We start from the raw sequence: 23656 nt of genomic DNA, 5'->3' as shown, positions 1-23656 counted from the left end.
GAAGAAAAGAGACGCTACATTAAGCGTCTCTTTTTTCACTTTATTTTAACAACTGTTCTTCCTTTTAACTTTCCTTGCAATATAAGTACAAACTTCTCATCTAATTCTTCTAATGTACATTCTTCTGTATAAGACGCTAACTTTGAATTTTCCCACTCATCCGCTAACAATGTCCACACATCTCTTCTCACATCTACTGGACATTGCACTGAATCTACCCCTAAAAGGCTTATGCCTCGTAAAATAAACGGATATACCGTTGTTTGTAGTTCCTGGCCTGCCACATTACCGCATGTCGTTACACAACCACCATACTTTACTGTTTTTAAAGCTGTTTCTAACATACGTCCACCTACAGTATCGATAACTCCGGCGTATATCCCTTTTAACATCGGTCTTCCTGATTCATCATTCAATTCCGCGCGATGAATCACTTTTTTCGCTCCTAGACGTAGTAGCATATCTTCCTCTTCCATTTTTCCTGTCGCTCCTACTACGTTAAACCCTAACTTACTTAATATACTAACAGCTACACTGCCTACGCCGCCTGTAGCACCCGTTACTAAAACATCTCCCATACTAGGCTTGATTCCTACTCCAATAAGCTTATATACCGACAAAGCAGCAGTAAAACCTGCTGTCCCATACATCATACTTTCCTTTAATGACATTCCCTCTGGTAAAGGGACAATCCAAGATGCCGGCACGCGAATATATTCTCCGAAACCACCAGAAGTATTCATCCCTAAATCATATCCCGTTACAATGACTTGATCTCCTACCTTAATAGTAGCATCTTCACTACTCACAACTTCCCCTGCTGCATCAATTCCTGGCGTATGAGGATATGTTCTCGTAACACCTTTATTACCAGTAGCTGAAAGCGCATCTTTATAATTTAATGAAGAATAATGAACCTGTATTAATACGTCCCCCTCAGGCAAACTATTTACTTCTCTCTCGACAACGTTTCTTACAAACTGCTTATTTTCTGTTTCGTTCACAACGATTGCTCGGAATGATGTATGATTCATTATGTCCTCTCCTTTATCCGTCAAATTCTTCTTTATTATATAGAAGAAACAAGTAAACCTACTCATTTCTTCTTGGCTATATTTCAACAAATCTTACTTCCCTATCACTTTCTCATAATATATGTTTTCATTTCTACTAAAAGCCCTTATACTTATTCTACATCTAAAAAAGAATATATAGAAAATCTGACTTTTTATAAATAAATTGAATTTTTACGAAATGTAAATGATTTGTAATGTTTTTTTTCGCTAAATTTCATTATAATAAGTGGATATGAGTGTCGTATTTCAATCCAAATGAAGGAGTACAGGAAATGGAGCAAAACCCATCTTTGCAAGAAAATACACGCAGTAACCCGAAAAAAAACAAGAAAAAAATAAAAATTATTATAAGCGCTATACTATTCGTTCTATTAATAGGCGGCGGTTATACTTGGTTTTTAGTAAATAAAGCATCTTCTGCTGTTCGAAATGCCGCACACGATTTAGCACGCGGTGATAAATCAGATTTACGAGATAAAGCTGTAAAACCTATTACAAATAACGTCTCTGTTTTAATAATGGGTGTTGATGAAAGCGATGTCCGAGGAAAAGAATATGGGGAAGCTATAAGAACAGATGCGCTTTTACTTGCAACATTTAATAAAGATAGCAAAACTGTTAAACTATTAAGTATCCCACGTGACACATATACTTATATTCCAATAGAAAAGAAAAAAGATAAAATTACACACGCTCATGCATTCGGTTCTGCTAAAAACGGGAAAAATGGTGGACCACAAGCAAGCATTGATGCAGTTGAAAAATTAATGAATGTTCCTGTCGATTATTTTGTGAAATTTAACTTTAAATCATTTATAAAAATCGTCGATGACTTGGGCGGTGTTGAAGTTGATGTACCAGTTGAATTTACTGAGCAAGATAGCAATGATAATGCTGAGGCAATTCACCTAGAAAAAGGTGTTCAAAAGTTAAATGGCGAAGAAGCTCTTGCTCTTGCTAGAACAAGACACATCGATAGTGATGCAATGCGTGGACAACGTCAACAACTCGTTATCGAAGCTATTTTAAAGAAACTAACAAATGCTGGTTCTGTAACAAAAGTTGGCAACATCATTGATGATATTAACGGACAATTCGTTACAAACTTAACGTTTGATGATATGCTTTCATTCTATAAGTACGGATCGGATTCGGAAATTGAGAAATTACAAATCCAAGGTGATGATTGCTATATGGCAAAAGGTGACGATACTTGTAGCAAATCTGCTGGTGGTGGTCGAACTTACTACTACAATCCAGATAAAAAAGAATTAGCTAATGTTACAAATGAACTTCGTACTCATCTCGGGCTACCTGCATATACAAAGTCTGACTCAGACTCTGATTCGAAAAAGACAAAAGAATCTAAGTCTGAAAATTCAAGTGAACGCGGATCAAGTAACAATGAAGTGAAAAATAAGAACAAAAATAGCAGTGAAGATACAGAAACATCGTCTAACGACAATGAATAGTAAAGAAGCCGTACTCTATGGAGGTAGAGTACGGCTTCTTTTTATTTCTTCAGAATCAAAAATCAGAACTTTCTAACTATCTTTTTTAATATTTTTAAATTATAATAAATAGTAGCAATCTATTCCAATTATCAGGGGGCTCATACATATGAAAGCTGCAGTAAAACATAACATCTCAGATTTTAAAGACTACTTAAAATCCAACGATATATACATGGAAGAAAATATAGATGAAAATGATGGCTCTGTTCATTTTTCAGTAGGATTAGAGACAGAAGCTGGCGCAAAAATTCAACTTATCGCCGCTTTCCAAAACGAACATCCTACGGTGGATATATACTGCTTCAATGTTGCTCACGTGCCTGATGCAACATCAACAAATGATATTTTACATGTCATCAATGAATTAAACACATCTTATCGCTTTGCAAAATTCACATTAAACAAGCAAAACGCAATTGATATTTCAGCATCTCTTGCATTCTCAGAACCAAACTTTAATCCAGCACTTGTCTTTGAACATACGAGAATGCTATATAAATTAGCAAATGACGAATATAAAAACTTAATGAAAGTTATTTGGGCATAAAGTAAAACTATAATCCGTGAGGTTTACGGGCAATAAATAAAAGGATGGGCTGTAAGCAGCACCATCCTTTTATTTTGATATCATATCGATCCACATCTTAACAGCAGTGCCGACAATTAAAATCGATAACATATATTGTAGTACTTTTTGATTTATCCTCTTCCCAACTCGCACTCCAAGCGGCGCAGCAAAGATACTTGCAACCGCAATAATAAGGGCTGGAATTACAACTACTTGCCCAGTTATCACTTTTCCAGTCGTAATCCCTACTGAGGAAATAAACGTAATAGCAATAGAAGTTGCTATCGTCATGCGCAGTGGTAATTTTAAAATAACTAGCATAATAGGAACTAGAAGAAATGCACCGCCAGCCCCAATAATACCGGAAACACCTCCTACAATAAACGCTAACACACTTGCTAACCATTTATTATAATTAACTGCTCCGCTATTATTTTTCTTCGGTACAAACATCATCATAGCTGCAATGGTCGCTAATACTGTATAAACAACATTTACAGCATGTTCATTTAGTAGATTTGCACTAAAACTTCCTATAAAACTTCCTATTAATATACTAGCTCCCATATACACAACTAATGTTTTATCCATATCATTACTTTTCCGATAGACCCATGCCCCTGCAAAAGTTGCAAAGAATACTTGCACCGCTGTAATACCACTCACTTCGTGTGATGTATATCCCGCAAATCCTAGCAATGCCGGAATGTATAAGATCATCGGATAATTAATAATCGCACCGCCAATTCCAACCATTCCTGATATAAACGATCCTATAAACCCAATTATAAAAAGTAATACGACTAAACTCACCTTATATCCCCCGCCTTCTAAAAAGAAGGTGATTTAAATGAATAAGTTCACATTCCCGTCCGAAGCATCTGCTAAATAAGCTCCTACTCCTGCAAACTCTACCCCTTCCATAATCTCTTCCTCTTTTAACCCTAATAAATCTACTGTCATTTGACAAGCTACAAGTTTAATCCCCTGTTCTTTCGCCAAATCTATTAAATCTGGTAAAGGCATCGCATTATGTTTTTTCATAATACCTTTAATCATCTTTGGTCCCATACCTGCAAAATTCATTTTTGATAATCCCATCTTATCAGCACCGCGCGGCATCATTTTTCCAAATACTTTTTCTATAAAAGTTTTCTTTACCTTCACATGTTCATCTTTCCTTAGAGCATTTAATCCCCAAAAAGTATGAAAAATAGTCACCTCTTGATCATACGCCGCTGCACCATTTGCAATAATATAAGCAGCCATCGCTTTATCATAATCTCCGCTAAATAAAACGATTGTTGTTTTATTCCGTTGTTCCATGTTGTTCTCCCTCCAATTACCTATAGGGGTATTTATTTGTTTATAAAAAGCTGAAATCATTTACCCCATTCTTATACGACTTTACCTTCCCACGCTAACATACCACCTACCATATTGATTGCTTGAAAACCGTAGCTCTCTAAAAACTGAACTGCTCTTGCACTTCTTCCGCCAGAGCGACAAACGATAATATACTCTTTGTTTTTATCCAACTCATGCATTCGAAACTCTAGTAATCCTAACCTAATAGGAATCACTCCTGGCATTTTTCCTTCCGCCACTTCTTCTACTTCACGAACATCAATTACATGTAACTCTTCATTTCGTAACAATCTTTCCTCTACTTCTTTCGCTGTTATTTCTTTCATTTTTCTATTCCTTCCTTACAAAGCGTTCATACCACCTGAAACATTCATAACGTGCTGAAACCCTAATTTCTTTAATACCTTTGCTGCTTGCTTACTTCTCATCCCGCTCTGACAAATAACGATTACTTCCTTATTTTTATCTAATTGATTTGCTTTACTAGCTAACTCATTTAACGGGATATTCTGAAATCCTTTCATATGATTTCCTCTATATTCACCTACTGTACGAACATCGATAAGTTGTTTCTCCTTTTTTTCCACTATATTCTTTAATTCTTTTCCACTGATATTTTGCACACCTTTCACTGGTAAAAATCGTGAAATAACAAACCATGCAGCAAGTACAATGAAAAGCGTACTTACTATTGTGTTCATATAACCACCCTCTCTGCATTTATAACAATATTTTTTCCTACGCCTTCTTAATCCAAAACTTCAGCACATCAGCTTCTTCTACATGCTTTACGATGTCATGACCAATTTTATTTGCCCACGCTGGAATATCCTTAATTGACCCTTTATCCGTTACATGTATTTCTAACACTTCTCCAGTGTGTAAAGCATCCATTGCTCTCTTTGTTCTTACAATTGGCATTGGACATGCTAAACCCTTCGCATCTAATACTTGTTTTATATTCATCATCAATTCCTCCAATTTGTTATTTTTATAATGACTCATGCACTGCACAGCGATTTGGACCAATCTCCATTTCACGCTCTTCTTCCACACTCGGATGAATTTTCCCCATATTCGTTTGACGAATTTCTTCATATGCATTTGGTTGTGGCGGTAAGTTTTCTGTCACAGTTTTACGAAACTCTACTTCATCAGCAATATTTAACCCTACATTCTCTTTAAATAGATCTTGTAAGCTCGCACTCACAATGCCTCTTTCATCCATTTCACTTATTTTTGAATAATGAGCTGGTAAAACAATTAAATCTTGAGACAGTTCCTTATAAAATGTATATAACGTATTTCTTAAATCACTCACCCAATCTTCAGCCTTACCAGCAAGATCAGGACGCCCGATTGAATCTACAAATAAAATATCGCCTGATAATAAATAAGAATCATCTACAATGAATGACGTACTTCCAATCGTATGCCCTGGTGAGTATAACGCGTCAATTTCAATTTTTGTACCCCCCACCGTAATAACAGATCCTTCTACAAGCGGTTCATATGAGAAAGCGACTTCCTCGGCATCTTTTGGCGGTAACCAATACGTACCACCTACCTTTTCAGCTAACTTACGTCCACCAGAAATATGGTCTGCATGTAAATGTGTATCCATTACATTCGTAATCGTAACGCCATGCTCTTTCGCAAACTCCTCATATGCTTCAACCGTTCTTACTGCATCAATAACTGCTGCTTCACCGTTTGAAACGACCATATAAGATAAACAGCCTTTTCCTAGGCGGTTAAACTGATACATACTTCCGCCATTTTTTAAATCTCCAACTTTTATAGGCTTTACATATTCACTCCAAGCCTTCATACCACCAGCTAAATAATAAATATTTTCTAATCCCGCCTCTGTTAATTGCTCTGCCACAAATATAGAAGACCCTTCTTTTGCACATACTACTAAAACATCTTTATCTTTAGGTAATTCACTTACAATATGATCTACACCATCTAACAAGTCAAAATAAGGTTCATTAATAGAAGAAACTTGTTTCCCTTCAATTTTCCAATCTTCATAATCCGCCTCATTACGAACATCTAAAATGAATAACTCTCCGAATAAAACTTTCTCTGCCACATCTTTTGCTTGTAACGGTTTAACATTCACTTCATTACCCCCATAGGTATATTTTTATTCAAAAAAATTTACTTCTCTATATTCCCTTGCCACTCTACCATACCTGGAATGACATTTTTCACATTTAAATAACCTTTCTCATTCAACATTTGGCAAGCTACATCACTACGGTTACCAGTTCGACAAATAACATAAATTTGCTTCGTCTCATCTAACACTGCGCTGTCTAATTCACCTAATGGTACCGAAATGGCGGATGGAATATGGCCAAAAGCAAATTCCGCTGCTTCGCGAACATCTAATACAATGCTCTCTTCTCCATGAGACAATATAAACTGTAATTCTGCATTCGTAATTGTATGAGGATATTTCACAATTTCATTCACTTCATGCTCGTTTGCTCTCCTAACATAATGCACCAATACATCACCCTCGTGTTTCGTCCCGATATATTGATGTCCTACTTTACTCGTCCAACTTTTTATATCTACCGTAGATCCTTTATCTGTTGCCTTAACTTCAATCACCTGCCCTGGTGCTAATCCTTCTATCGCCTTCTTCGTTTTCACAATAGGCATCGGACAAGCCAAACCTTTACAATCTAAACTCATATCCACTTTTATACTCATAATCGATTCCTCCACAATTTATATACATATACCTGTAGGGGTATATTAAAATGTTTTTGAAAATCTGTCAACACTTACGTTTGACAGATTATCGGCTTTTTACAAGTAATTGAACAGCTTCTTTAATTAACTCTTCATTTGAACCATTGCCACTTTCAAACTGTTCACGTAAACAATGCTCTAAATTCGTTCCAACAACGAGTCCAATTGTACGATCAAGGGCAGAACGAGATGCCGTTAACTGTGTAATAACTTCTCGGCAATCTTTTCCTTCTTCCATCATACGAAGCACACCACGAACTTGACCTTCAATGCGTTTCAATCTATTTTTCATATCTTGATTATATTCCACTGTAGACCACCTCCGTATTTATAACTATATTATACATTACTTTGTAACTTTGTATAATATCATATACCCTAAAGGGTATGTCGTAAAGTTTTTAATTTTTAGCCTAAATTTTATACTTACTTCACACTTTTTCTAAATCATATAAAAATAGGCCGAATCAACCATATAATTGGTTTCGGCCTATTTTTATTAATTTACGTTAATCATTATTAATTCAACTACATTTCTATCATTAATCACAATCTCTTTTTTCTCATTATTCGGCAGTAAAATTATATACTTTCCTTTTCTAGGAGTCTTCCAAATCAATTTTCCTTCTTGATTAGTTCTCCCTATTGAAATCACGATTTCTTTACTAGGCTGAGGTGATTCATCTTTTATAAGCATAATTTCAAAGTCTTTTATCTGTTGTTTCTCTTTATTTTGAACACAGAAAGTTATAGGATTAACAACTTTACTAACATTCTCCTCGTTATTTGCTATATAACTAGACATCATGATTATGACCAATATGCAATACAAAATCCAAATAGAATTACTATATTTATTCAGACCATTTTTTAATATTATTAAACACATTGTCTGTTATCCGATTTCCAGAATTCTTATTTTTATTTCCTCTTGTATGAATAGCTATTATTTTGATACCTGTATCAAAATAATGGTATACAGGTGATCCACTTTGCCCCTCATAAGAATCAATCTTATATGTTAAAATTCTAGGGTTAACGCCTTCAATTGGACCATAGTCTCTCCACATTGTGTAACGTTCATTTCCTACCTTATCAGCTGGATATCCAGGAATCACCGCAAGTAAACCTTTTGGTGAATCTACATAGGTAGTTCTATATCCCAACCAACCTGTATAATCTCCAGGAGACCCATTTAATTTAATCGTTCCATAATCATAATTTGAATTTTCATTATCAGTCCATCCACTTACCGAGTAAAGTTTTGTTCCTTTATATGGTAAATACGGTACTTGTCCTCCATTACGTCCTGGAGTTACAATAACATTTGTCGCCCATCCACCAATTTCTTTATTGTAAATACAATGTCCAGCTGCCAGCACTGTATCTTTACTAATTAGTGCCCCTGTACATCCATAAATTTCTCCGCTATTATACTGAGTTGCTATATGGACTATGGCGCTATACGGATATGAAGTTGTATCATTAACCCGTATTCGATCATCTATTCCTATAACAGAATAGGTAAGAATGTTAGGTGAATAATTTAACTTTGTATTTTCTAAAAAGGCTCCCCAATCTTCCCTATTATGTTTACGCCCTTCAAATGAAGGTGAAACAAGATCTTCTCCCCTTCGATCATTACTATACAAAGATTGTTCTTGAAAAAGTACACGTTCTCCCTCATTTGAAACTGATGTCCACGGTACATCTTCTGCATACACCTTCTGATTCACAAAAAATACTATACAAAAAAAGATAAAAAGAACACCAAAACTATAAAGAGCCAACCTACATCTTATAGAAATAAAGCTATCCAACATAACTTACCTCCTATACAAATGATAGCGAACAATTGAAGATCCCTTTATAAATTCTAGTTTTTCTTTTTTTAGAAGTCAACGTAAATAACAATGATTATCATTATTATTTACGTTGACTTAACAAAATCAAACAATGAGTCATATTCTTTACTCTGCGTTCAAAAATCTGTCTCATTAAATCTTAATTTTATTACATAAACCCATAACCTTCTTCACAATTAGCTCCGCAGTATTTTCCTCCGGTGGCATCAATAAATTCGTAACAGGCCCATATACAACAGGGTTTAGCTCTACTTCGTATCCACCATATGTAAACTCTTCCCTTGTCGGTAAATAACCAATATATCCATTCGTATATCCACCAAGAAAAACTATTTCATTTTGAAGACTCTCTTTCATTTCTAACGCAGTCTCTGAAAAAGGTTCCATCGGTATACCAGAGAACATACCATCATTAACTTGAAACAGTTGAACTTCTAAATCAATACGTAACTGCCGAATACCTTGCTTATATTTCTCTAGAATGATAGTAAGCCATTCATCTGTATTCACACCCCACTGCCTCTTCGCCAATTGAGCCATGCTTCGTATCTCATTCATTTCAGGAATATCTTTCAACTTCATTTGTATCGTACTCGAAATTGTTCTTAAATTTACAATTGGGCTATATACAACTGTTGGCAACATCGTTAATACATGTCCACTAAGTGTATAAGCCATTTTCTTTAATGCTTCTCTTGAACCACGATACTTCGCATTTACATTACCAGCAGCTCCTTGCACAATAATAACAGGACAGTTTACAATCTTTTCAAGAATCTCTCTCGTCATTCCCGGATAATCCGCTGACAATACATCGCTATCACCTTTTAAAACATTCGGATGCGCCGTACAAAATACTACAATCCCAGATAGCCCCTTCGTTTCAGCATTTCTTATTGCTAGCATACCAATTCGTTTATCTACAACACCCTCTATATTTGTTCCCATCTTTGCTCTTCCATCAGATGTTCTCTCTCTTCGGTTGACCCCAATATCACCTGTCGTAACACCCCAGCCAACTTCACATAGCTTCAAGTTGTTATTCGCAGTAACCGCACCTTGCACTACATTATTTACTAAAATCGTTTTATACGACTTTACTAAAGGTTGCTCACCGACTGTTTCTGGACCAGAATGTGTATGTGTATAAACAACTGTTATTCGCTCAAATGGCACATGAAGCGTACTCGCTACTCGCTCACGAATAATATTCGTATCTTCTACTAACATCCCAATATTATCAATACTTATAAACACAGTTTTCATTTCATCTTTTTCAAATACAAAAACTGTCCCATAAATATGCTCTTCAATATTATTTATTCCTGTCTCTCTGTAATATCCGACAAAATCAATACCTACAGGAGGCGTAATATCCATCTTGCATACCCCTATTTTGCTCATTTGAATCGCTCCATTTCTCTATGTAACTCCCTTTTTTCAAGAATAGCATATTTAACCTTGTTCCAAATAAAAAGAACGGACATAGAATTCTACGTCCGTTCTTTTCATCACACATACTTCCGATGCACCATCTTCCCATCATAAGAGAACACAACGCCCTTACTCTCCACAATTGACTCCATATGCACCGTTCTTCCCCATAACTGATGAATGTATGGCAGTACTTTTTCTAAGTATTTTAAATCGAGCTCAATTCCTTCATAACTATGTTTAATGTACAACTCTCCGTTCTTTAAGTAGTCACCATCTTCTACTACTAAGTACGGGAAGCCACCATTTGTACGCATATTTACAAGCTGATCACGTACATGTTCCCACTCTTTATCTATTACTTTATATTCTTTTCCTTGGCGCTGGAATAAGTACATATCTTCTCTCATTACGAGATCTTTGTTTAAGTAGTTCCTTAAGAATGATACATCCCATTCGATCTCGCGTACTTCAAAGATTTTGTCACGGCCAGATCCTGGTTTTACACCGCGTCGTTTCATTTCTTCTGTCGGGTTATTGTAGCGCTCCTCTATATCTTCAAACATTTTAATACCGAGGTAGTATGGGTTAATACTTGTTTTAGATGGTTGAACTACACCTGCATTAAGCTTTGCGAATTCAATCGCTTCAGAAGATGTTAAGTCCATTTCACGGAGTATGCGTTGATGCCAGTATGATGCCCAGCCTTCATTCATAATTTTTGTTTCAAGCTGCGGCCAGAAATATAGCATTTCCTCGCGCATCATCGTTAATATGTCTCGCTGCCAATCTTCTAGCTCACGGCTATATTCTTCAATGAAGAGGAGTAAATCTTTCTCTGGTTGCGGCGGAATTTTCTTCTTTTTATGCATATTAGGTCGTTCTCTCTTTTTGTTTCGATCATCTAAATTCCATAAGTCATCGTACTGTGATATCTTTTTCTTTTCTACATCCTCTTCTAAATCTTCAATACTCCACGCAAGTTTTGGACGCATAATCGATGGGTCAATATGCTCTTGAATGGCAAGTACGGCATCTAAAAATGTTTCTACCTCTTCCTTTCCATACTTATGCTCATATGCTTTAACACGGTCCGCTGTTGCCGCCATACTTTCTACCATATCTCGCTTCGTATTTGAAAAACGAATATTATTTTTGAAAAAGTCACAGTGTGCTAAAACGTGCGCTACAATTAATTTGTTTTGAATTAAAGAGTTCGTATCTAATAAAAAGGCGTAACATGGATCAGAGTTAATAACGAGTTCGTATATTTTACTAAGACCTAAATCGTATTGTAATTTCATTCTGAAAAACTGTTTTCCAAAACTCCAATGTGAAAACCGCGTCGGCATCCCATATGCACCAAATGTATAAATAATTTCCGCTGGACATATTTCATAACGCATCGGATAAAAATCAAGCCCAAATCCAGTCGCAATTTCCGTAATTTCCGCAATCGCATATTGCAGTGCTTTATCGTCACTTGCTCTCATTATTTTCCCTCCTTACACTTTCCCTTAAGAAAGTGTATGATGGAGAACAAGCTTTCATGAGGATTGATTGCATAATAAAAAGACACCCCCGCAAAAACGAGAATGTCTTATCTATTAACCTTCAATAATCTCCATCTTCTCCGTAATCGGAGTACGAGCTTTTCCTTCTGGTGCTTTATCGAAATAGCCAAGGTGAAGAATTCCAACGATACGTTGACCTCTTGTTAAACCAAGTCCTTCTATAAATAATGGATTATAGTTTAATCCGCCTGATTTCCAAACACAACCTAATCCACGTTCCCAAGCAAGAAGCTGAAAGTTTTGCATAAATGCACATGTTGCAGCGTAATCTTCGTCACGTTGAATTTGACGTGGGTCTTCATTCATGTAAACAACGATTTGTGCAGGCGTGCTTAAGAAACGATCTGATAAAATTTTACCGCGTTTCGCTCTTTCTTCTTCTGTGAAAGAGTTTAATACTGCGTCTACTAATTTCTTGCGGCCGTCCCCAATGTATAATTTACAATTCCATGGCTCACGGTGTTTATGATTTGGTGCCCATGTTGCATCGTTTAATAGTTCAATTAATAAATCTTTTTCTACTGCTTTATCTGTAAATGTACGTACAGAACGCCTTTCTTTAATCACATTAGCGATGGAAGTATATGTAGTCATATTTATCTCTCCCTTATTTTATCTATATGTATAAGTTTATCGTTAGTATTGATATTGATTTTCAATTTCGATTATACCTTAGTTTTTTACTATTAATCAATGTTTTATGTTGGAAAACTTCTAAAAACGTCATTTCATGCTGTGAATAAAAAAACTTAACTTGTTCACAAGTATTTCACATTTTATGGAAATGATATGTGTACAGTTTTCCACATTATCCATCTAGGAGGAGTTTACATGTACAAAAAAATCGTAGTAAGTATGACTATGGCAGCATTATTATGCGGGATATCCACCTTCCCTACTTCCGCTGCCACGCCAAAAGAAGTAACAATGCATCACCATAAACCAATTTCAGAAGAAGAAATGCAATCGCTAGAAAAACTTGGCTACAACAAACATGAAATTTGGAGAGCTGCTCACATTGCAAGAATTAGTAAAAAAGAAATAAAAGATGTTTTATCTTACTATAAGCAAAATAAATCTTGGGAGAAAACAGCCGAGCATTTCGGTGTAGATCCAAGTAAGCTGAAAAAGCATCATATGAGTAAAGAAACAAAGCAAGCACTGCTACAACAGTTAGCAACTATGCAAAAATCCACACCGGAGCAGCTAAAACAAAAAATGAAAGAATATAACATCAAATTGCGTCATCTTACTGTGTTAACAATCATCTCTCAAAAGAGTAATACCCCTCTTGATGATGTATTAAAAATGAAAAAAGACGGAATGGACATGAAACAAATCGCCGAAAAATTAAATGTAAAAAGAGAAGATATAAGAGCGGAAATGATGAAATTAGTGAAGTCTATTAAAGAAACGAAAACAAATTAACACGCCACAAAGGAAGAGGTATTCACTACTCTTCCTTTTCTTTATAAACTTTCAACTTTGAAGTATAAATTCCCGTCTTTCCCAAAAACTAACACAAGTAAATGACGTATGTTAGGGGTGAGAAAATGTTCGGTTTATCATCTAAGAAATCAAAAAAGACTAATACAAAAACACTTTGTTCTATTCCAGAATTTATACAAACCATGAAAGAATCAAGCGATTTTGTCTCTTATAACATACTTAAAGATGAAACGTTGTGCCTGTTTTATTATAAATCTGTCGTGGAAGCACTTATTATTAAACAATTCATTTTAACTCCTATAAAAAAGGAATCGGAACAAATCCAAAACATCTCTGATTTATGTAATATCATCTCTATTGAAGACATTATTACCTCCCCTTCTATTGATAATATTCGTGAAAAATTATTAGGTGGATATATTTTAATACGCTTAAAAAACAATTCGAATCCTGATCAATATGCTTTAATTCGTGCCGAAAGTACTGTTTTAGGAAAACGATTATATAACGATACAGAAAATGAGTATAGCGTAATCGGGCCTAAAATCGGTTTCGTTGAAAACCTTGATACAAATATCCACTTATTACGCCGAAATATCGTAACGGAGCAACTCATTTTTAAAGAAGTTACCGTCGGATCTATATCAAAAACGAAAGTAGCAGTTGCTTATATAGAAGGAATTACAAATGAACAATTTGTCAACACCGCACTTCAACGGCTAGAAGACATTGACTTTGATGTCCCATTTGATTCAACTATGATTGAGCAATTTATTAGTGATAATAGCAATTCACCTTTTCCTGTTCTATTACCTACAGAACGATTAGATCGAGCTGTATTTGCATTAATTAACGGGGAAGTTTTAATCTTAACAGATGGCTCTCCATATGCTTTATCAGGACCAACAACGTTACTGGATTTTTTCATTTCACCAGAAGATTATTATTTACCGTGGATGATTGGATCGTTCTTTCGTATTATTCGTTTTTTCGGAGCTATATTTTCTCTTTTTTCCTCCGCTATTTATACAGCGGCTTTAACATATCATTATCAAATGATTCCTGCCGATTTACTAGGTCCTATTATTTTCTCGAGAGCTAACGTACCTTTCCCTCCTATTCTAGAAGCACTCTTTTTAGAAATTACAATTGAATTGCTTCGTGAAGCAGGAGCGCGTTTACCGACAAAAGTCGGACAAACGATTGGGATTGTTGGGGGGATTGTAATTGGCCAAGCATCTGTTGAAGCGGCTTTGACAAGTACAATTTTATTAATTGCAGTTGCTTTATCCGCTCTTGCATCATTCACAACACCAACCGTAAAGATGTCTTCTACTATTCGATTATTACGCTTTCCGCTTATTCTTTTAGCCGGTGCGTTCGGAGGATTAGGCCTTATTGTCGGATTTGTATTTATTTTAGCTCATTTAATTAAATTAAAATCACTTGGATCACCTTATTTATTACCTTTATATCCATTTCGTGGTTTAGGTACAGCAGAAGGTTTTCTTCGATTACCATTTAGTCAAACGGCACAAAGACCTTCTTTTCTTAGACCAAAATCAAAATGGCGCTATAATCCAAACAAATCGAAGCAAAAACGTGATGGTGAGAATGAATGAAAAAAGTTTTATTGCACCTTATCATTATCTTCTTCGTTTTACAAACTGGCTGTACACAAACGTATATAGTGGATGCACAGCGTATTATTCATATTGCTGGATTTGACATCACAAAAAACAAAAGATTCCAAGGAACTATTCTATTCCCAGAGTACACACATGGTGTAAAGTCTAAGCCAGAGACTCAAACAACATCTGCCCGTTCACTTGAAACAATTGCTTCACGATTGAATGCGAAATCTCCTCACAATGTTGTTGTAGGTCAAATGCGTGTTGTCCTATTTGGAAAGGCTCTAGGAGAACGCGGAATGGGAGAAATTATTACTAACTTACAACGTGACCCAAATATCGGGCGTGATGTACAACTAGCAATTGTAGATGGATCGGCTGAAGAGCTTTTAAATTACGGAAAAAAAAATGGGTCTTTATATATTGCTGATTTACTCGAGCAAAATATAAGAAATGAGAACATTCCACAAACTGAATTAAACATTTTTTTATATAATTATTACTCTTCTGTATGTGATGCCTATGTTCCTTATATTAAAATGGACGATAATCATTCTGTCGCTGTCAAAGGACTTGCCTTTTTAAAAGGCGATAAAGTCGTCATGTATACGGATAAAAGACATTCTGTTTTAGCAAAATTACTTATTAACCCTACGAAAAATGGACGTTACGAAGCAGCGATAACAAAGGATAAACATAAAGGTATGGTTGTTATACAAAACTTAGCTGGGGAAAATAAGTATGATATAGATCAAACTGGCGACATACCAAAAGTAAAAATCCATTTAAAATTAAATGGATTAATTAAAAACTCTCCTAATTGGATTGATCTAAGAAAAAAAACAAATATCAACTATATAAAAAAACAAATTGAACGAAATGTCGAAAAAGACTGTGAAGATTTAATAAAACAATTTCAAGAAAAGGAAATTGATCCTTTAGGAATACGAGATGAAATTAGAAGCCATACGAGAAAATGGAATATAAAACAAATTCGAAATATGTATAAAAATGTAGCGGTGGATATAAATTTAGATCTTAATATTGTACAATCTGGAATCGGAGAATAGTGAGGTGAAATAAGCAATGAATACAATGAATAAAACAAAGACAGTCTCTCCATATTTTGCATTTATTTTATTGCATTCTCTCCAGATTGGTATAGGAATTCTCGGATATCAACGTGTAATTTTAAAAAACGCTGGTTATGATGCCTGGATTTCTCTTATTATTGCGGGAATTACAACTCATATTGTGCTGTTTTGTATGTTAAAAATGCTTGAAAAAGACGGAGATTTAATTAGCATTCATACAACAACCTTTGGAAAGTGGTTTGGCTCTATATTTTCTGTAATTTTCACTCTTTATTGCTTATTATTTTGCCTTACTGTTCTTCGTACATATATGGAAGTGATACAAGTTTGGATTTTCCCTACCATTAAGTTATGGAAACTTACGCTTATGTTTTTATTAGTCACTTACTACATTATAAAAGGTGGCTTCCGTTCTGTGACAGGGATATGTTTTTGGGGTATTGTTCTTCCTATTTTCGTTGTATTCTTTTTAATCTATCCAATGAAATATGCTCATTTCCGTAATATTTTACCTATTTTTACACATTCACCTTTTGACATGCTTATATCTGCAAAACAATCCGCATTGGAATTTCTGGGGTTTGAAACAATTCTTATCTTTTATCCCTTTATTGAAAAAGGAAAATCTTTAAAGCGATGGGCCCATGCTGGAATTGCTTTTAGCACCTTAATTTATGTAGTTTTAGCTATCGTATCTTTTATGTATTACAGCGAGGGACAATTAAACCGTACTATTTGGCCTACTTTAACGATGTTAAAAATAATTAAAGTTCCTTTTATCCAGCGCTTTGAATATATTATTATTTTCGTTTGGTTTTTAATTATTTTACCAAACCTCTGCTTAACCATTTGGTCATCATGTCAAACGATGAAGCGTTCCTTTCATATTTCATTTAAATTTACATTACCGTTTTTTATTTTCATCATATTTTCAGCTTCTCTACTTTTCACAAACCGTGAAAGTATCAACACATTAAATACCGTACTATCTCAAGCGGGTTTATATATTGTATACGCTTATATCCCTATTTTATTTTTATTTCATTCACTACGATGGCACTTCAAAAATCGTTCAAAAAAAACTTCTCCCTAGGTGTCCCTTAGTCTGATACAATTTGATTAATACATTTGTAAAGGGGACAAGCGAATGAAAAAGTATGTATTTTCTTTACTTGCAGTACTAAGCTTAATTCTTGCTGGATGCGGAAGTACTGGTACAAATGACCAAAAATCTTCTGAATCAAAAAAAGAAGAACATGACCACGCATCGCACACTCAGCAAGCTGACATTCAAGAGAAAACAAAAGGAGTCGACACACTTCCGACCTTCCTAGATAAGCTTGATCCACAAATGAAAGATATCTACACCGTCGCTGGACAAAATGCAGAGCTATTAGATTGGATTCCATGCTATTGTGGTTGCGGTGAAAGTGTAGGACATAAAAATAATAAAAACTGCTTTATTCGTGAAATTAAAAAGAATGGTGAAGTTGTTTGGGACTCCCATGCAACGACTTGCGTCAATTGCCTAGAAATCGCAGTTGAATCTGCTTCCATGAAACAAAAAGGAAAATCAACGCTTGAAATTCGTAACTATATCGATAATAAATACAAAGAAGGCTATGGCAAACCAACACCTACGCCAATGCCAAAAGCTTAAAAAACGAGGAAACTCCTCGTTTTTTCTTTTCATTCACTTTTTTTCTTAACAAATTCTTTCAAGTGTATTTCTCCTTACTTATCACACACTATATATAACTCTCGGTAAGGAGGGTACACAGTGCAAACATATAACGACTATGATAAAGCTCTCTATTACACGTATTGCTGTAATTGGGATAAATTACTCGTTCTCATGGTTCAAACGAACGATCAATTATTTTCTAAGCGTATTGAGCATTTTTTACACGCTTATCAATACAGTAAAGAACTCCCAGAAGTTGATAAACAATTGCAGCTCCTATTTCAATATATTGACCACGCATCCCAAAAGTCGCATGTAGAAGAAGTAGAACAAATTCAAATGTAAACTATAGCGCTATTCTCTTCCGGAGAATGGCGCTTTTTTAAAATATTTATATCAATAAAAGTTTCTCCTTATAAAACTTTTATTGATAAACATATTTTTTCTTTCTTTTCCATACCACTTCATACTATAATTTAGTATGTAACTATTATAAGAGAGGTATAAAATATGGGACGAGAAAAAAAGCAAGAATATGCTTTACTTACCGCATGGGGAGCTTCTTTTATTGCTACACTAGGAAGTCTGTACTTTTCCGAAATCATGAAATTTGAGCCTTGTGTTCTTTGTTGGTATCAACGTATTTTTATGTATCCATTCGTTTTATGGCTCGGTATCGCTGTGGCAAAGAAAGACTATCGCATCGCAAATTATTCTTTACCAATCGCAACTATTGGTGCTTGTATTTCTTTATATCACTATGCAATTCAAAAAGTCGCAGCATTTTCAGCCGCTGGGGCAGCTTGTGGACGTGTACCATGTACGGGAGAATACATAAACTGGTTCGGCTTTGTGACAATCCCGTTTTTAGCACTTATCGGCTTTATTACAATCGCTGTTTGTAGCTTTATTGTCATCAAAAACAAATAAGGAGATGAAAGAATGAAAAAAATGCTTATATTTGGTGGTATTATTATCGCCTTGTTTGCGGCAATTTTCGCTGTAACACAAATGGAAGAAAAAAACGCTTCAACTAGCCAGAAAATTGATAATCCTGCTGAAAGTAAGACAAACGGTCCTGACTACTACACAAATAAAATTTCTCTTTCAGATCTTCAAAAGAACTTAAAAGAGAAAAAAGAAGAAACAGTATACTTTTATCAAACATCTTGCGTTCATTGCCAAAAATTATCTCCTGTCCTAGTGCCAATGGCTAAAGACTTAAACGTTGATATGAAAGTTATGGATATTGAAAAATTAGATGCTCCTTGGGATGAATATAAAATTCAAGGAACACCAACAATCATTCATTTTAAAGATGGCAAAGAAGTGAGCCGCATTAGCGGTGAACAGCCGAAAGATAAATTAAAAGAATGGCTTGAGCAAACGAAAAAGTAACGAGAAAAGGAAACTCCTTCTACACATGAAATGGGTGTAAAATCCCACACTAATGTATAAGGAGGGGGTTTTATGCCAGAAGTAAGATGTTCTGTTTCCAACTGTTCTTTTTGGGGACAAGGTAACTTTTGTCAAGCAAGTGCGATCGTCGTTCAGCCTGATGCAGATGAAACTGGTCAAACTGAAAATGATTCATATACAGCTGCTGTTTTAACAAACGAGACGCTAGAAAGTTCTGTAGCAACGAGTGTAGAGACTTGTTGTCATACATTTAAGCCTAAATATTAAACATAAAAAGCATACGATTCATCGTATGCTTTTTTACATCCCTCTCCAAAAATCATGCATAATAAAAAAATACAAAATAACGAGAACGGCCGTCCCGCATAGGGTAATGCGCCGATATATACTCTTCTCTCCTTCCCTCGCTTTCACAAACGCCCAAATAAATCCGAAGAATAATATTAAATCAACATATGGAACATAAAAAGAAAAGACGAGAAACGCATATAAATACACAATAAATAAACAGGTCGTTACTAAGAAAACTTTAAACGCAAATTCACTTTTCATAATATAACCGCCCCCTATCTGTACTGTATTATATTCAGCAAAATACAATAGTTGCAGTTAAACTCCAAGTATAAATAAGCTACCGTCTATAATACGGTAGCCATTACGGAACATTGTATTTCCGTTTATATATATTACTTAAAATCGAAGAAGGAATTTGCTCGTAACGAATTTTCTCTCCTGTTTCATCTATAATATACGAATTGTTTCCTATATAATATATTCCATCTTTTCGTTTTGAGTACACTGGATATCTTTCATTTGGCAATACCGTTTTCACTTTCGTTAACTGTCCATTTGGCTCTTGCCAATATATATCCGCGCGGTCTACTAACGTAAGTAGTCCAATTTGTTCTTCTTCTATTTTTCGACCATTCCAGCTCACAACGCGATAACCAAGCTTATTCGCTTCATATTCGGGGCTCGTATGAAAACGAGAAATGATTACTTTTGTTTGCAATTGGACTCGATCATATAACCATTGTATATCCCTGTCATGCATGCGAATACACCCATTTGATTCCCTACTTCCAATCGTCCATTCCCGATTTGTCCCATGAATCGCATATTCATTCTTATCCAGCCCAAGCCATCTCGTACCAAGAGGGTTATTTGGTGCACCCCCAGCTATTTTTTTTCGATGGTATTCTTTATTTTTATATTTAGTTATAATACAAAAATTACCTTCAGGCGTAGGCGTACGATCTCTTCCAGTTGTTACGGGGAATGTTTTTGTATAATTTCCATTTTCAAAAAAAGACAACTGGTTTGTCGTAAGATTCACTAATATTAAATGATCTGTATCAGCAAAAGCACTAACCGGTAGGATGAAAAATAATAGTATGACGAAACATAACTTTTTCATCTATATCCCCCCTAGCGCTCACTATAATAAGTGGAATTAACTTTACTTTGCTCTTATAAATGAAAACTATCCATTTACAATAACGCCCCCATTTACATGTATCATTTGCCCAGTAACATAGGATGAATCCTCAGACGCTAAGTATACGTATGCTGGCGCTAATTCATATGGTTGACCAGGTCTTTGCATCGGAACATTGCTCCCGAACTGAGAGACTTTCTTCTCATCAAAGCTCGATGGAATAAGCGGTGTCCAAATCGGCCCCGGCGCAACACCATTTACACGAATCCCTTTTTGCACTACCGATTGAGAAAGTGATCTTGTAAAAGCTACGATTGCTCCTTTCGTTGCGGAATAATCAATTAACGTTTCATTTCCTTCATATGCAACGATAGATGCCGTATTTATAATGACATCCCCTTTCTTCAAATGAGAAAGGGCTGCTTTCGTAACGTGAAAATAAGAAAAAATATTAATACGAAATGTTTTTTCTAGCTGTTCTGCTGTAATATACTCTAGCCCTTGCTGCGGATATTGCTGTGCAACGTTATTTACTAAAATATTTAAACTACCTAACTGCCGGGCGGTCTCTTCCACAATATCTTTACAATGCTGTTCATTACTCAAATCCCCCGGCAACAACACACACTTTACACCTTCTTTTTCAACACGTTGTTTCGTCTCATTTGCATCTTCTTCCTCATCTAAATAAGCAATCGCAATATTTGCTCCCTCTTTTGCAAAAGCGATGGAAACTGCTCGTCCAATTCCGCTATCTCCTCCCGTAATTAACACATTCTTTCCTTTTAATTTTTCACTTCCTTTATAATTTGGATCTTCAAACTGCGGAAGGGGGCTCATTAATGATTCAATACCAGGCTGCTTATTTTGATGTTGCGCAGGCATTGTTATAAAGTTTTTTTGCTGTGGCATAGCTACTTTCAACTCCTTTTTCTTAGCATGTGCACAATAAAAAGCTGAAATTCACACATTGGTTTACGATTAATATTCGAATTTAAGACACAAAATATGAATTGTTATAAACTTTTTATGCAAAGCTATTGCAAAATAGTTAAAAAACGAATATTATATATAACTGTTGTGAAAATTATTCGTAAACAGAAAGGATGTTTATATGTTTAACCTTTCAAAACATAAAACTTCTATTAAAACTGAAATTATGGCAGGTATTATTACCTTCTTAACAATGGCATATATCATTGTCGTAAACCCTGTTATCCTTGGAGATGCAGGTGTTCCATTTGAACAAGCATTTACAGCAACAATTATTGCTGCTGTTGTCGGAACATTATTTATGGCAATCTTTACAAACTTACCAATCGCAATCGCGCCAGGTATGGGATTAAATGCTTACTTCTCTTACTCTGTTGTAAAAGCGCATGAAGGCATGACTTTCGCAATTGCATTCTCTGCTGTATTCGTAGCAGGTATGATTTTAATTTTGCTATCATTTACATCTTTCCGTACAAAATTAATGGAAGCAATTCCTGAAAACTTAAAACATGCAATTACTGCTGGTATCGGGCTATTTATCGCCTTTATCGGCTTACGTTTAACAGGTATCGTTACAAAAAATGATGCAAACTTAGTTGGACTTGGTGATCTTCACTCTCCTCCAGTTCTACTAGCATTAGCTGGACTTGGAATTACTATTATCCTTATGTCTTTAAATGTAAATGGCGCACTATTTATCGGCATGCTATTAACTGGTATTATCGCTTTCTTCACAGGACAATTAACATTCTCAAACGGTGTTACATCAATGCCTGGATTACCAGAAGGAATTATCGTTTCAAATCCAATTACTGCTGTATCTGACGTAATTAACTACGGATTATACGGCGTTGTATTCTCATTCTTCCTTGTTACACTATTCGATACAACAGGTACATTACTTGGCGTTGCACAACAAGGTGGATTTATGAAAGACGGAAAGCTTCCAAAAGCAGGACGAGCTCTTCTATCTGACTCATTCTCAGCAACAATTGGTTCTATGTTCGGAACAACACCATCAACAGCTTACATTGAATCATCTGCTGGTGTTGCAGCTGGTGGTCGTACTGGTTTAACAACTGTTACAGTAGCTGTTCTATTCGCACTAGCAGCATTCTTCGGACCATTAGTAAGTGCTGTTTCTGGTGTATCAGCTATTACTGCACCATCATTAATTATCGTTGGTAGTCTTATGATGGGCTCTGTTCGCCACATCGATTGGGACGCATTTGATGAAGCATTCCCAGCATTCTTAGTAATCTTAAGCATGCCACTTACATCAAGTATCGCAACAGGTATCGCACTTGGATTTATTTCCTACCCACTTATGAAAGTGGCAAAAGGTAAATTCCGTTCTGTTCACCCACTTGTATATGTATTCGGAATCTTGTTCGCTTATCAATTGGTATTCTTACCACATTAAAATCCCTCATAAAGAGGGATTTTTTTATACATAAAAAAGTAGCGCATCGAAATTCGATGCGCTACTTTTCTTTTACAACAATTATTCAAACTATAAAGGCATCTCCAAAATATGAAGGTGCTTATAACCTTTTAATACTTCTCTTCTACCTGTAATTCTTTACTGCACTTTTGAATGAAAACCGATAAAATAACCATTACTATGCCCACACTAAAACCAATAAGTTGATCTAATAGCATTTCATCATGAATAAACCAGCGAAGTAAAAATACACCACCAAAAATAAGCAACATAGTAAATCCAGTATGTCTAAGCCCTTTATATACATTTTCCATATGTATCACCTCTCCACATACT

The 23656-nt window shown here is 35.4% G+C and carries 30 protein-coding genes; 12 read left to right on the top strand and 18 right to left on the bottom strand.

The window, feature by feature from the left end:
* Nucleotides 1-35 precede the first annotated feature (35 nt).
* Nucleotides 36-1121 (bottom strand): YhdH/YhfP family quinone oxidoreductase, encoded by a 1086-nt coding sequence (locus MHI26_RS04060; RefSeq protein WP_141526866.1) that lies wholly within the window; start codon nt 1119-1121, stop codon nt 36-38.
* Between the two features lie 227 nt (nt 1122-1348).
* Here MHI26_RS04060 and MHI26_RS04055 point away from each other — a divergent pair, with 227 nt between their 5' ends.
* Both MHI26_RS04055 and MHI26_RS04050 read left to right on the top strand, forming a co-directional pair.
* Nucleotides 1349-2548 (top strand): LCP family protein, encoded by a 1200-nt coding sequence (locus MHI26_RS04055; RefSeq protein WP_000437429.1) that lies wholly within the window; start codon nt 1349-1351, stop codon nt 2546-2548.
* 148 nt (nt 2549-2696) lie between these two features.
* Entirely contained in the window at nt 2697-3137 is a 441-nt protein-coding gene (locus MHI26_RS04050; protein ID WP_000642361.1) for a hypothetical protein, read from the top strand.
* A gap of 69 nt (nt 3138-3206) precedes the next feature.
* Here MHI26_RS04050 and MHI26_RS04045 read toward each other — a convergent pair whose 3' ends face one another.
* The 13 genes from MHI26_RS04045 to MHI26_RS03985 form a co-directional block, all read right to left on the bottom strand.
* Nucleotides 3207-3971, bottom strand: a complete 765-nt coding sequence (locus MHI26_RS04045) for a sulfite exporter TauE/SafE family protein (protein WP_061667642.1) — start codon at nt 3969-3971, stop codon at nt 3207-3209.
* 33 nt (nt 3972-4004) lie between these two features.
* Nucleotides 4005-4484 carry a DsrE/DsrF/DrsH-like family protein gene (locus MHI26_RS04040; RefSeq protein WP_061667643.1) on the bottom strand — a complete coding sequence of 160 codons (480 nt, stop codon included), beginning with the start codon at nt 4482-4484 and terminating at the stop codon, nt 4005-4007.
* 71 nt (nt 4485-4555) lie between these two features.
* Nucleotides 4556-4852 carry a rhodanese-like domain-containing protein gene (locus MHI26_RS04035; protein WP_000659148.1) on the bottom strand — a complete coding sequence of 99 codons (297 nt, stop codon included), beginning with the start codon at nt 4850-4852 and terminating at the stop codon, nt 4556-4558.
* A gap of 15 nt (nt 4853-4867) precedes the next feature.
* Nucleotides 4868-5227, bottom strand: a complete 360-nt coding sequence (locus MHI26_RS04030) for a rhodanese-like domain-containing protein (RefSeq protein ID WP_001092537.1) — start codon at nt 5225-5227, stop codon at nt 4868-4870.
* 37 nt (nt 5228-5264) lie between these two features.
* Complete coding sequence (locus tag MHI26_RS04025; RefSeq protein WP_003306356.1) at nt 5265-5495, bottom strand: sulfurtransferase TusA family protein; 231 nt, start codon at nt 5493-5495, stop codon at nt 5265-5267.
* 22 nt (nt 5496-5517) lie between these two features.
* Nucleotides 5518-6654 (bottom strand): MBL fold metallo-hydrolase, encoded by a 1137-nt coding sequence (locus tag MHI26_RS04020; protein WP_061667644.1) that lies wholly within the window; start codon nt 6652-6654, stop codon nt 5518-5520.
* A gap of 38 nt (nt 6655-6692) precedes the next feature.
* Nucleotides 6693-7253, bottom strand: coding sequence for a sulfurtransferase TusA family protein (locus tag MHI26_RS04015; RefSeq protein WP_061667645.1), 561 nt, complete (start codon nt 7251-7253; stop codon nt 6693-6695).
* An 88-nt stretch (nt 7254-7341) separates the two neighbouring features.
* Nucleotides 7342-7605, bottom strand: a complete 264-nt coding sequence (locus tag MHI26_RS04010) for a metal-sensitive transcriptional regulator (protein WP_000456202.1) — start codon at nt 7603-7605, stop codon at nt 7342-7344.
* A gap of 189 nt (nt 7606-7794) precedes the next feature.
* Complete coding sequence (locus MHI26_RS04005; RefSeq protein WP_061667646.1) at nt 7795-8184, bottom strand: DUF2606 family protein; 390 nt, start codon at nt 8182-8184, stop codon at nt 7795-7797.
* Entirely contained in the window at nt 8150-9118 is a 969-nt protein-coding gene (locus MHI26_RS04000; protein WP_061667647.1) for a trypsin-like serine peptidase, read from the bottom strand. The genes MHI26_RS04005 and MHI26_RS04000 overlap by 35 nt, the downstream gene beginning before the upstream one ends.
* Nucleotides 9119-9292: 174 nt before the next feature.
* Entirely contained in the window at nt 9293-10564 is a 1272-nt protein-coding gene (locus MHI26_RS03995) for a neutral/alkaline non-lysosomal ceramidase N-terminal domain-containing protein (RefSeq protein WP_042972344.1), read from the bottom strand.
* Nucleotides 10565-10671: 107 nt separating this feature from the next.
* Entirely contained in the window at nt 10672-12087 is a 1416-nt protein-coding gene (gene spoVR, locus MHI26_RS03990) for a stage V sporulation protein SpoVR (RefSeq protein ID WP_061667648.1), read from the bottom strand.
* Nucleotides 12088-12201: 114 nt separating this feature from the next.
* Entirely contained in the window at nt 12202-12762 is a 561-nt protein-coding gene (locus MHI26_RS03985; RefSeq protein ID WP_061667649.1) for a nitroreductase family protein, read from the bottom strand.
* 237 nt (nt 12763-12999) lie between these two features.
* Here MHI26_RS03985 and MHI26_RS03980 point away from each other — a divergent pair, with 237 nt between their 5' ends.
* The 9 genes from MHI26_RS03980 to MHI26_RS03940 all read left to right on the top strand — a co-directional run bounded on the left by MHI26_RS03980 (nt 13000) and on the right by MHI26_RS03940 (nt 19712).
* A complete protein-coding gene (locus MHI26_RS03980) occupies nt 13000-13596 on the top strand; it encodes a hypothetical protein (RefSeq protein ID WP_000277040.1) in 597 nt (198 codons plus the stop codon).
* A gap of 125 nt (nt 13597-13721) precedes the next feature.
* Nucleotides 13722-15239, top strand: coding sequence for a spore germination protein (locus tag MHI26_RS03975; RefSeq protein WP_061667650.1), 1518 nt, complete (start codon nt 13722-13724; stop codon nt 15237-15239).
* The gene (locus MHI26_RS03970; protein WP_000756804.1) at nt 15236-16318 is read left to right on the top strand and encodes a Ger(x)C family spore germination protein; all 1083 of its coding nucleotides are present in this window, start codon (nt 15236-15238) and stop codon (nt 16316-16318) included. The genes MHI26_RS03975 and MHI26_RS03970 overlap by 4 nt, the downstream gene beginning before the upstream one ends.
* A 16-nt stretch (nt 16319-16334) precedes the next feature.
* A complete protein-coding gene (locus tag MHI26_RS03965; RefSeq protein ID WP_061667651.1) occupies nt 16335-17435 on the top strand; it encodes a GerAB/ArcD/ProY family transporter in 1101 nt (366 codons plus the stop codon).
* 54 nt (nt 17436-17489) lie between these two features.
* Nucleotides 17490-18002: a PCYCGC domain-containing protein gene (locus MHI26_RS03960; RefSeq protein WP_000761026.1), complete on the top strand. Its 513-nt coding sequence runs from the start codon at nt 17490-17492 to the stop codon at nt 18000-18002.
* A gap of 120 nt (nt 18003-18122) precedes the next feature.
* Nucleotides 18123-18371 (top strand): YhdB family protein, encoded by a 249-nt coding sequence (locus MHI26_RS03955; protein ID WP_001195459.1) that lies wholly within the window; start codon nt 18123-18125, stop codon nt 18369-18371.
* A gap of 165 nt (nt 18372-18536) precedes the next feature.
* Nucleotides 18537-18956, top strand: a complete 420-nt coding sequence (locus MHI26_RS03950) for a disulfide formation protein C (RefSeq protein WP_000532261.1) — start codon at nt 18537-18539, stop codon at nt 18954-18956.
* 12 nt (nt 18957-18968) lie between these two features.
* Nucleotides 18969-19424 (top strand): thioredoxin family protein, encoded by a 456-nt coding sequence (locus tag MHI26_RS03945; protein WP_061667652.1) that lies wholly within the window; start codon nt 18969-18971, stop codon nt 19422-19424.
* Nucleotides 19425-19496: 72 nt separating this feature from the next.
* Nucleotides 19497-19712, top strand: a complete 216-nt coding sequence (locus MHI26_RS03940) for a DUF1540 domain-containing protein (RefSeq protein WP_001115488.1) — start codon at nt 19497-19499, stop codon at nt 19710-19712.
* A gap of 33 nt (nt 19713-19745) precedes the next feature.
* On the opposite strand, the gene MHI26_RS03935 is transcribed toward MHI26_RS03940, so the two are convergent.
* The 3 genes from MHI26_RS03935 to MHI26_RS03925 all read right to left on the bottom strand — a co-directional run bounded on the left by MHI26_RS03935 (nt 19746) and on the right by MHI26_RS03925 (nt 21795).
* The gene (locus tag MHI26_RS03935) at nt 19746-19997 is read right to left on the bottom strand and encodes a hypothetical protein (RefSeq protein ID WP_000834195.1); all 252 of its coding nucleotides are present in this window, start codon (nt 19995-19997) and stop codon (nt 19746-19748) included.
* A gap of 103 nt (nt 19998-20100) precedes the next feature.
* The gene (locus MHI26_RS03930) at nt 20101-20862 is read right to left on the bottom strand and encodes a L,D-transpeptidase (RefSeq protein WP_061667653.1); all 762 of its coding nucleotides are present in this window, start codon (nt 20860-20862) and stop codon (nt 20101-20103) included.
* 66 nt (nt 20863-20928) lie between these two features.
* Complete coding sequence (locus tag MHI26_RS03925; protein ID WP_001136263.1) at nt 20929-21795, bottom strand: SDR family oxidoreductase; 867 nt, start codon at nt 21793-21795, stop codon at nt 20929-20931.
* Between the two features lie 202 nt (nt 21796-21997).
* Between MHI26_RS03925 and MHI26_RS03920 the strand changes: the two genes are divergently transcribed.
* Nucleotides 21998-23299, top strand: a complete 1302-nt coding sequence (locus MHI26_RS03920; RefSeq protein ID WP_061667654.1) for an NCS2 family permease — start codon at nt 21998-22000, stop codon at nt 23297-23299.
* A gap of 131 nt (nt 23300-23430) precedes the next feature.
* Here the strand turns inward: MHI26_RS03920 and MHI26_RS03915 are convergent, their stop codons facing one another.
* A complete protein-coding gene (locus MHI26_RS03915) occupies nt 23431-23634 on the bottom strand; it encodes a hypothetical protein (RefSeq protein WP_000432820.1) in 204 nt (67 codons plus the stop codon).
* Nucleotides 23635-23656: the final 22 nt, after the last annotated feature.

This window comes from Bacillus sp. FSL K6-1218 (assembly GCF_038006445.1).
Lineage (GTDB): Bacteria > Bacillota > Bacilli > Bacillales > Bacillaceae_G > Bacillus_A > Bacillus_A thuringiensis_S.
This window is presented reverse-complemented; position numbering and strand designations above follow the sequence as displayed.

Coding starts and splice junctions, on each gene's coding strand:
- MHI26_RS03980 (WP_000277040.1), top strand. CDS start 13,000: ATGTACAAAAAAATCGTAGTAAGTATGACTATGGCAGCATTATTATGC.
- MHI26_RS03985 (WP_061667649.1), bottom strand. CDS start 12,762: ATGACTACATATACTTCCATCGCTAATGTGATTAAAGAAAGGCGTTCT.
- MHI26_RS03995 (WP_042972344.1), bottom strand. CDS start 10,564: ATGAGCAAAATAGGGGTATGCAAGATGGATATTACGCCTCCTGTAGGT.
- MHI26_RS04005 (WP_061667646.1), bottom strand. CDS start 8,184: ATGTGTTTAATAATATTAAAAAATGGTCTGAATAAATATAGTAATTCT.
- MHI26_RS03960 (WP_000761026.1), top strand. CDS start 17,490: ATGAAAAAGTATGTATTTTCTTTACTTGCAGTACTAAGCTTAATTCTT.
- MHI26_RS03915 (WP_000432820.1), bottom strand. CDS start 23,634: ATGGAAAATGTATATAAAGGGCTTAGACATACTGGATTTACTATGTTG.
- MHI26_RS03965 (WP_061667651.1), top strand. CDS start 16,335: ATGAATACAATGAATAAAACAAAGACAGTCTCTCCATATTTTGCATTT.
- MHI26_RS03920 (WP_061667654.1), top strand. CDS start 21,998: ATGTTTAACCTTTCAAAACATAAAACTTCTATTAAAACTGAAATTATG.
- MHI26_RS04055 (WP_000437429.1), top strand. CDS start 1,349: ATGGAGCAAAACCCATCTTTGCAAGAAAATACACGCAGTAACCCGAAA.
- MHI26_RS03945 (WP_061667652.1), top strand. CDS start 18,969: ATGAAAAAAATGCTTATATTTGGTGGTATTATTATCGCCTTGTTTGCG.
- MHI26_RS03940 (WP_001115488.1), top strand. CDS start 19,497: ATGCCAGAAGTAAGATGTTCTGTTTCCAACTGTTCTTTTTGGGGACAA.
- MHI26_RS04035 (WP_000659148.1), bottom strand. CDS start 4,852: ATGAAAGAAATAACAGCGAAAGAAGTAGAGGAAAGATTGTTACGAAAT.
- MHI26_RS03950 (WP_000532261.1), top strand. CDS start 18,537: ATGGGACGAGAAAAAAAGCAAGAATATGCTTTACTTACCGCATGGGGA.
- MHI26_RS04040 (WP_061667643.1), bottom strand. CDS start 4,484: ATGGAACAACGGAATAAAACAACAATCGTTTTATTTAGCGGAGATTAT.
- MHI26_RS03975 (WP_061667650.1), top strand. CDS start 13,722: ATGTTCGGTTTATCATCTAAGAAATCAAAAAAGACTAATACAAAAACA.
- MHI26_RS04015 (WP_061667645.1), bottom strand. CDS start 7,253: ATGAGTATAAAAGTGGATATGAGTTTAGATTGTAAAGGTTTGGCTTGT.
- MHI26_RS04000 (WP_061667647.1), bottom strand. CDS start 9,118: ATGTTGGATAGCTTTATTTCTATAAGATGTAGGTTGGCTCTTTATAGT.
- MHI26_RS04030 (WP_001092537.1), bottom strand. CDS start 5,227: ATGAACACAATAGTAAGTACGCTTTTCATTGTACTTGCTGCATGGTTT.
- spoVR (WP_061667648.1), bottom strand. CDS start 12,087: ATGAGAGCAAGTGACGATAAAGCACTGCAATATGCGATTGCGGAAATT.
- MHI26_RS03935 (WP_000834195.1), bottom strand. CDS start 19,997: ATGAAAAGTGAATTTGCGTTTAAAGTTTTCTTAGTAACGACCTGTTTA.
- MHI26_RS04025 (WP_003306356.1), bottom strand. CDS start 5,495: ATGATGAATATAAAACAAGTATTAGATGCGAAGGGTTTAGCATGTCCA.
- MHI26_RS03925 (WP_001136263.1), bottom strand. CDS start 21,795: ATGCCACAGCAAAAAAACTTTATAACAATGCCTGCGCAACATCAAAAT.
- MHI26_RS04050 (WP_000642361.1), top strand. CDS start 2,697: ATGAAAGCTGCAGTAAAACATAACATCTCAGATTTTAAAGACTACTTA.
- MHI26_RS03970 (WP_000756804.1), top strand. CDS start 15,236: ATGAAAAAAGTTTTATTGCACCTTATCATTATCTTCTTCGTTTTACAA.
- MHI26_RS03930 (WP_061667653.1), bottom strand. CDS start 20,862: ATGAAAAAGTTATGTTTCGTCATACTATTATTTTTCATCCTACCGGTT.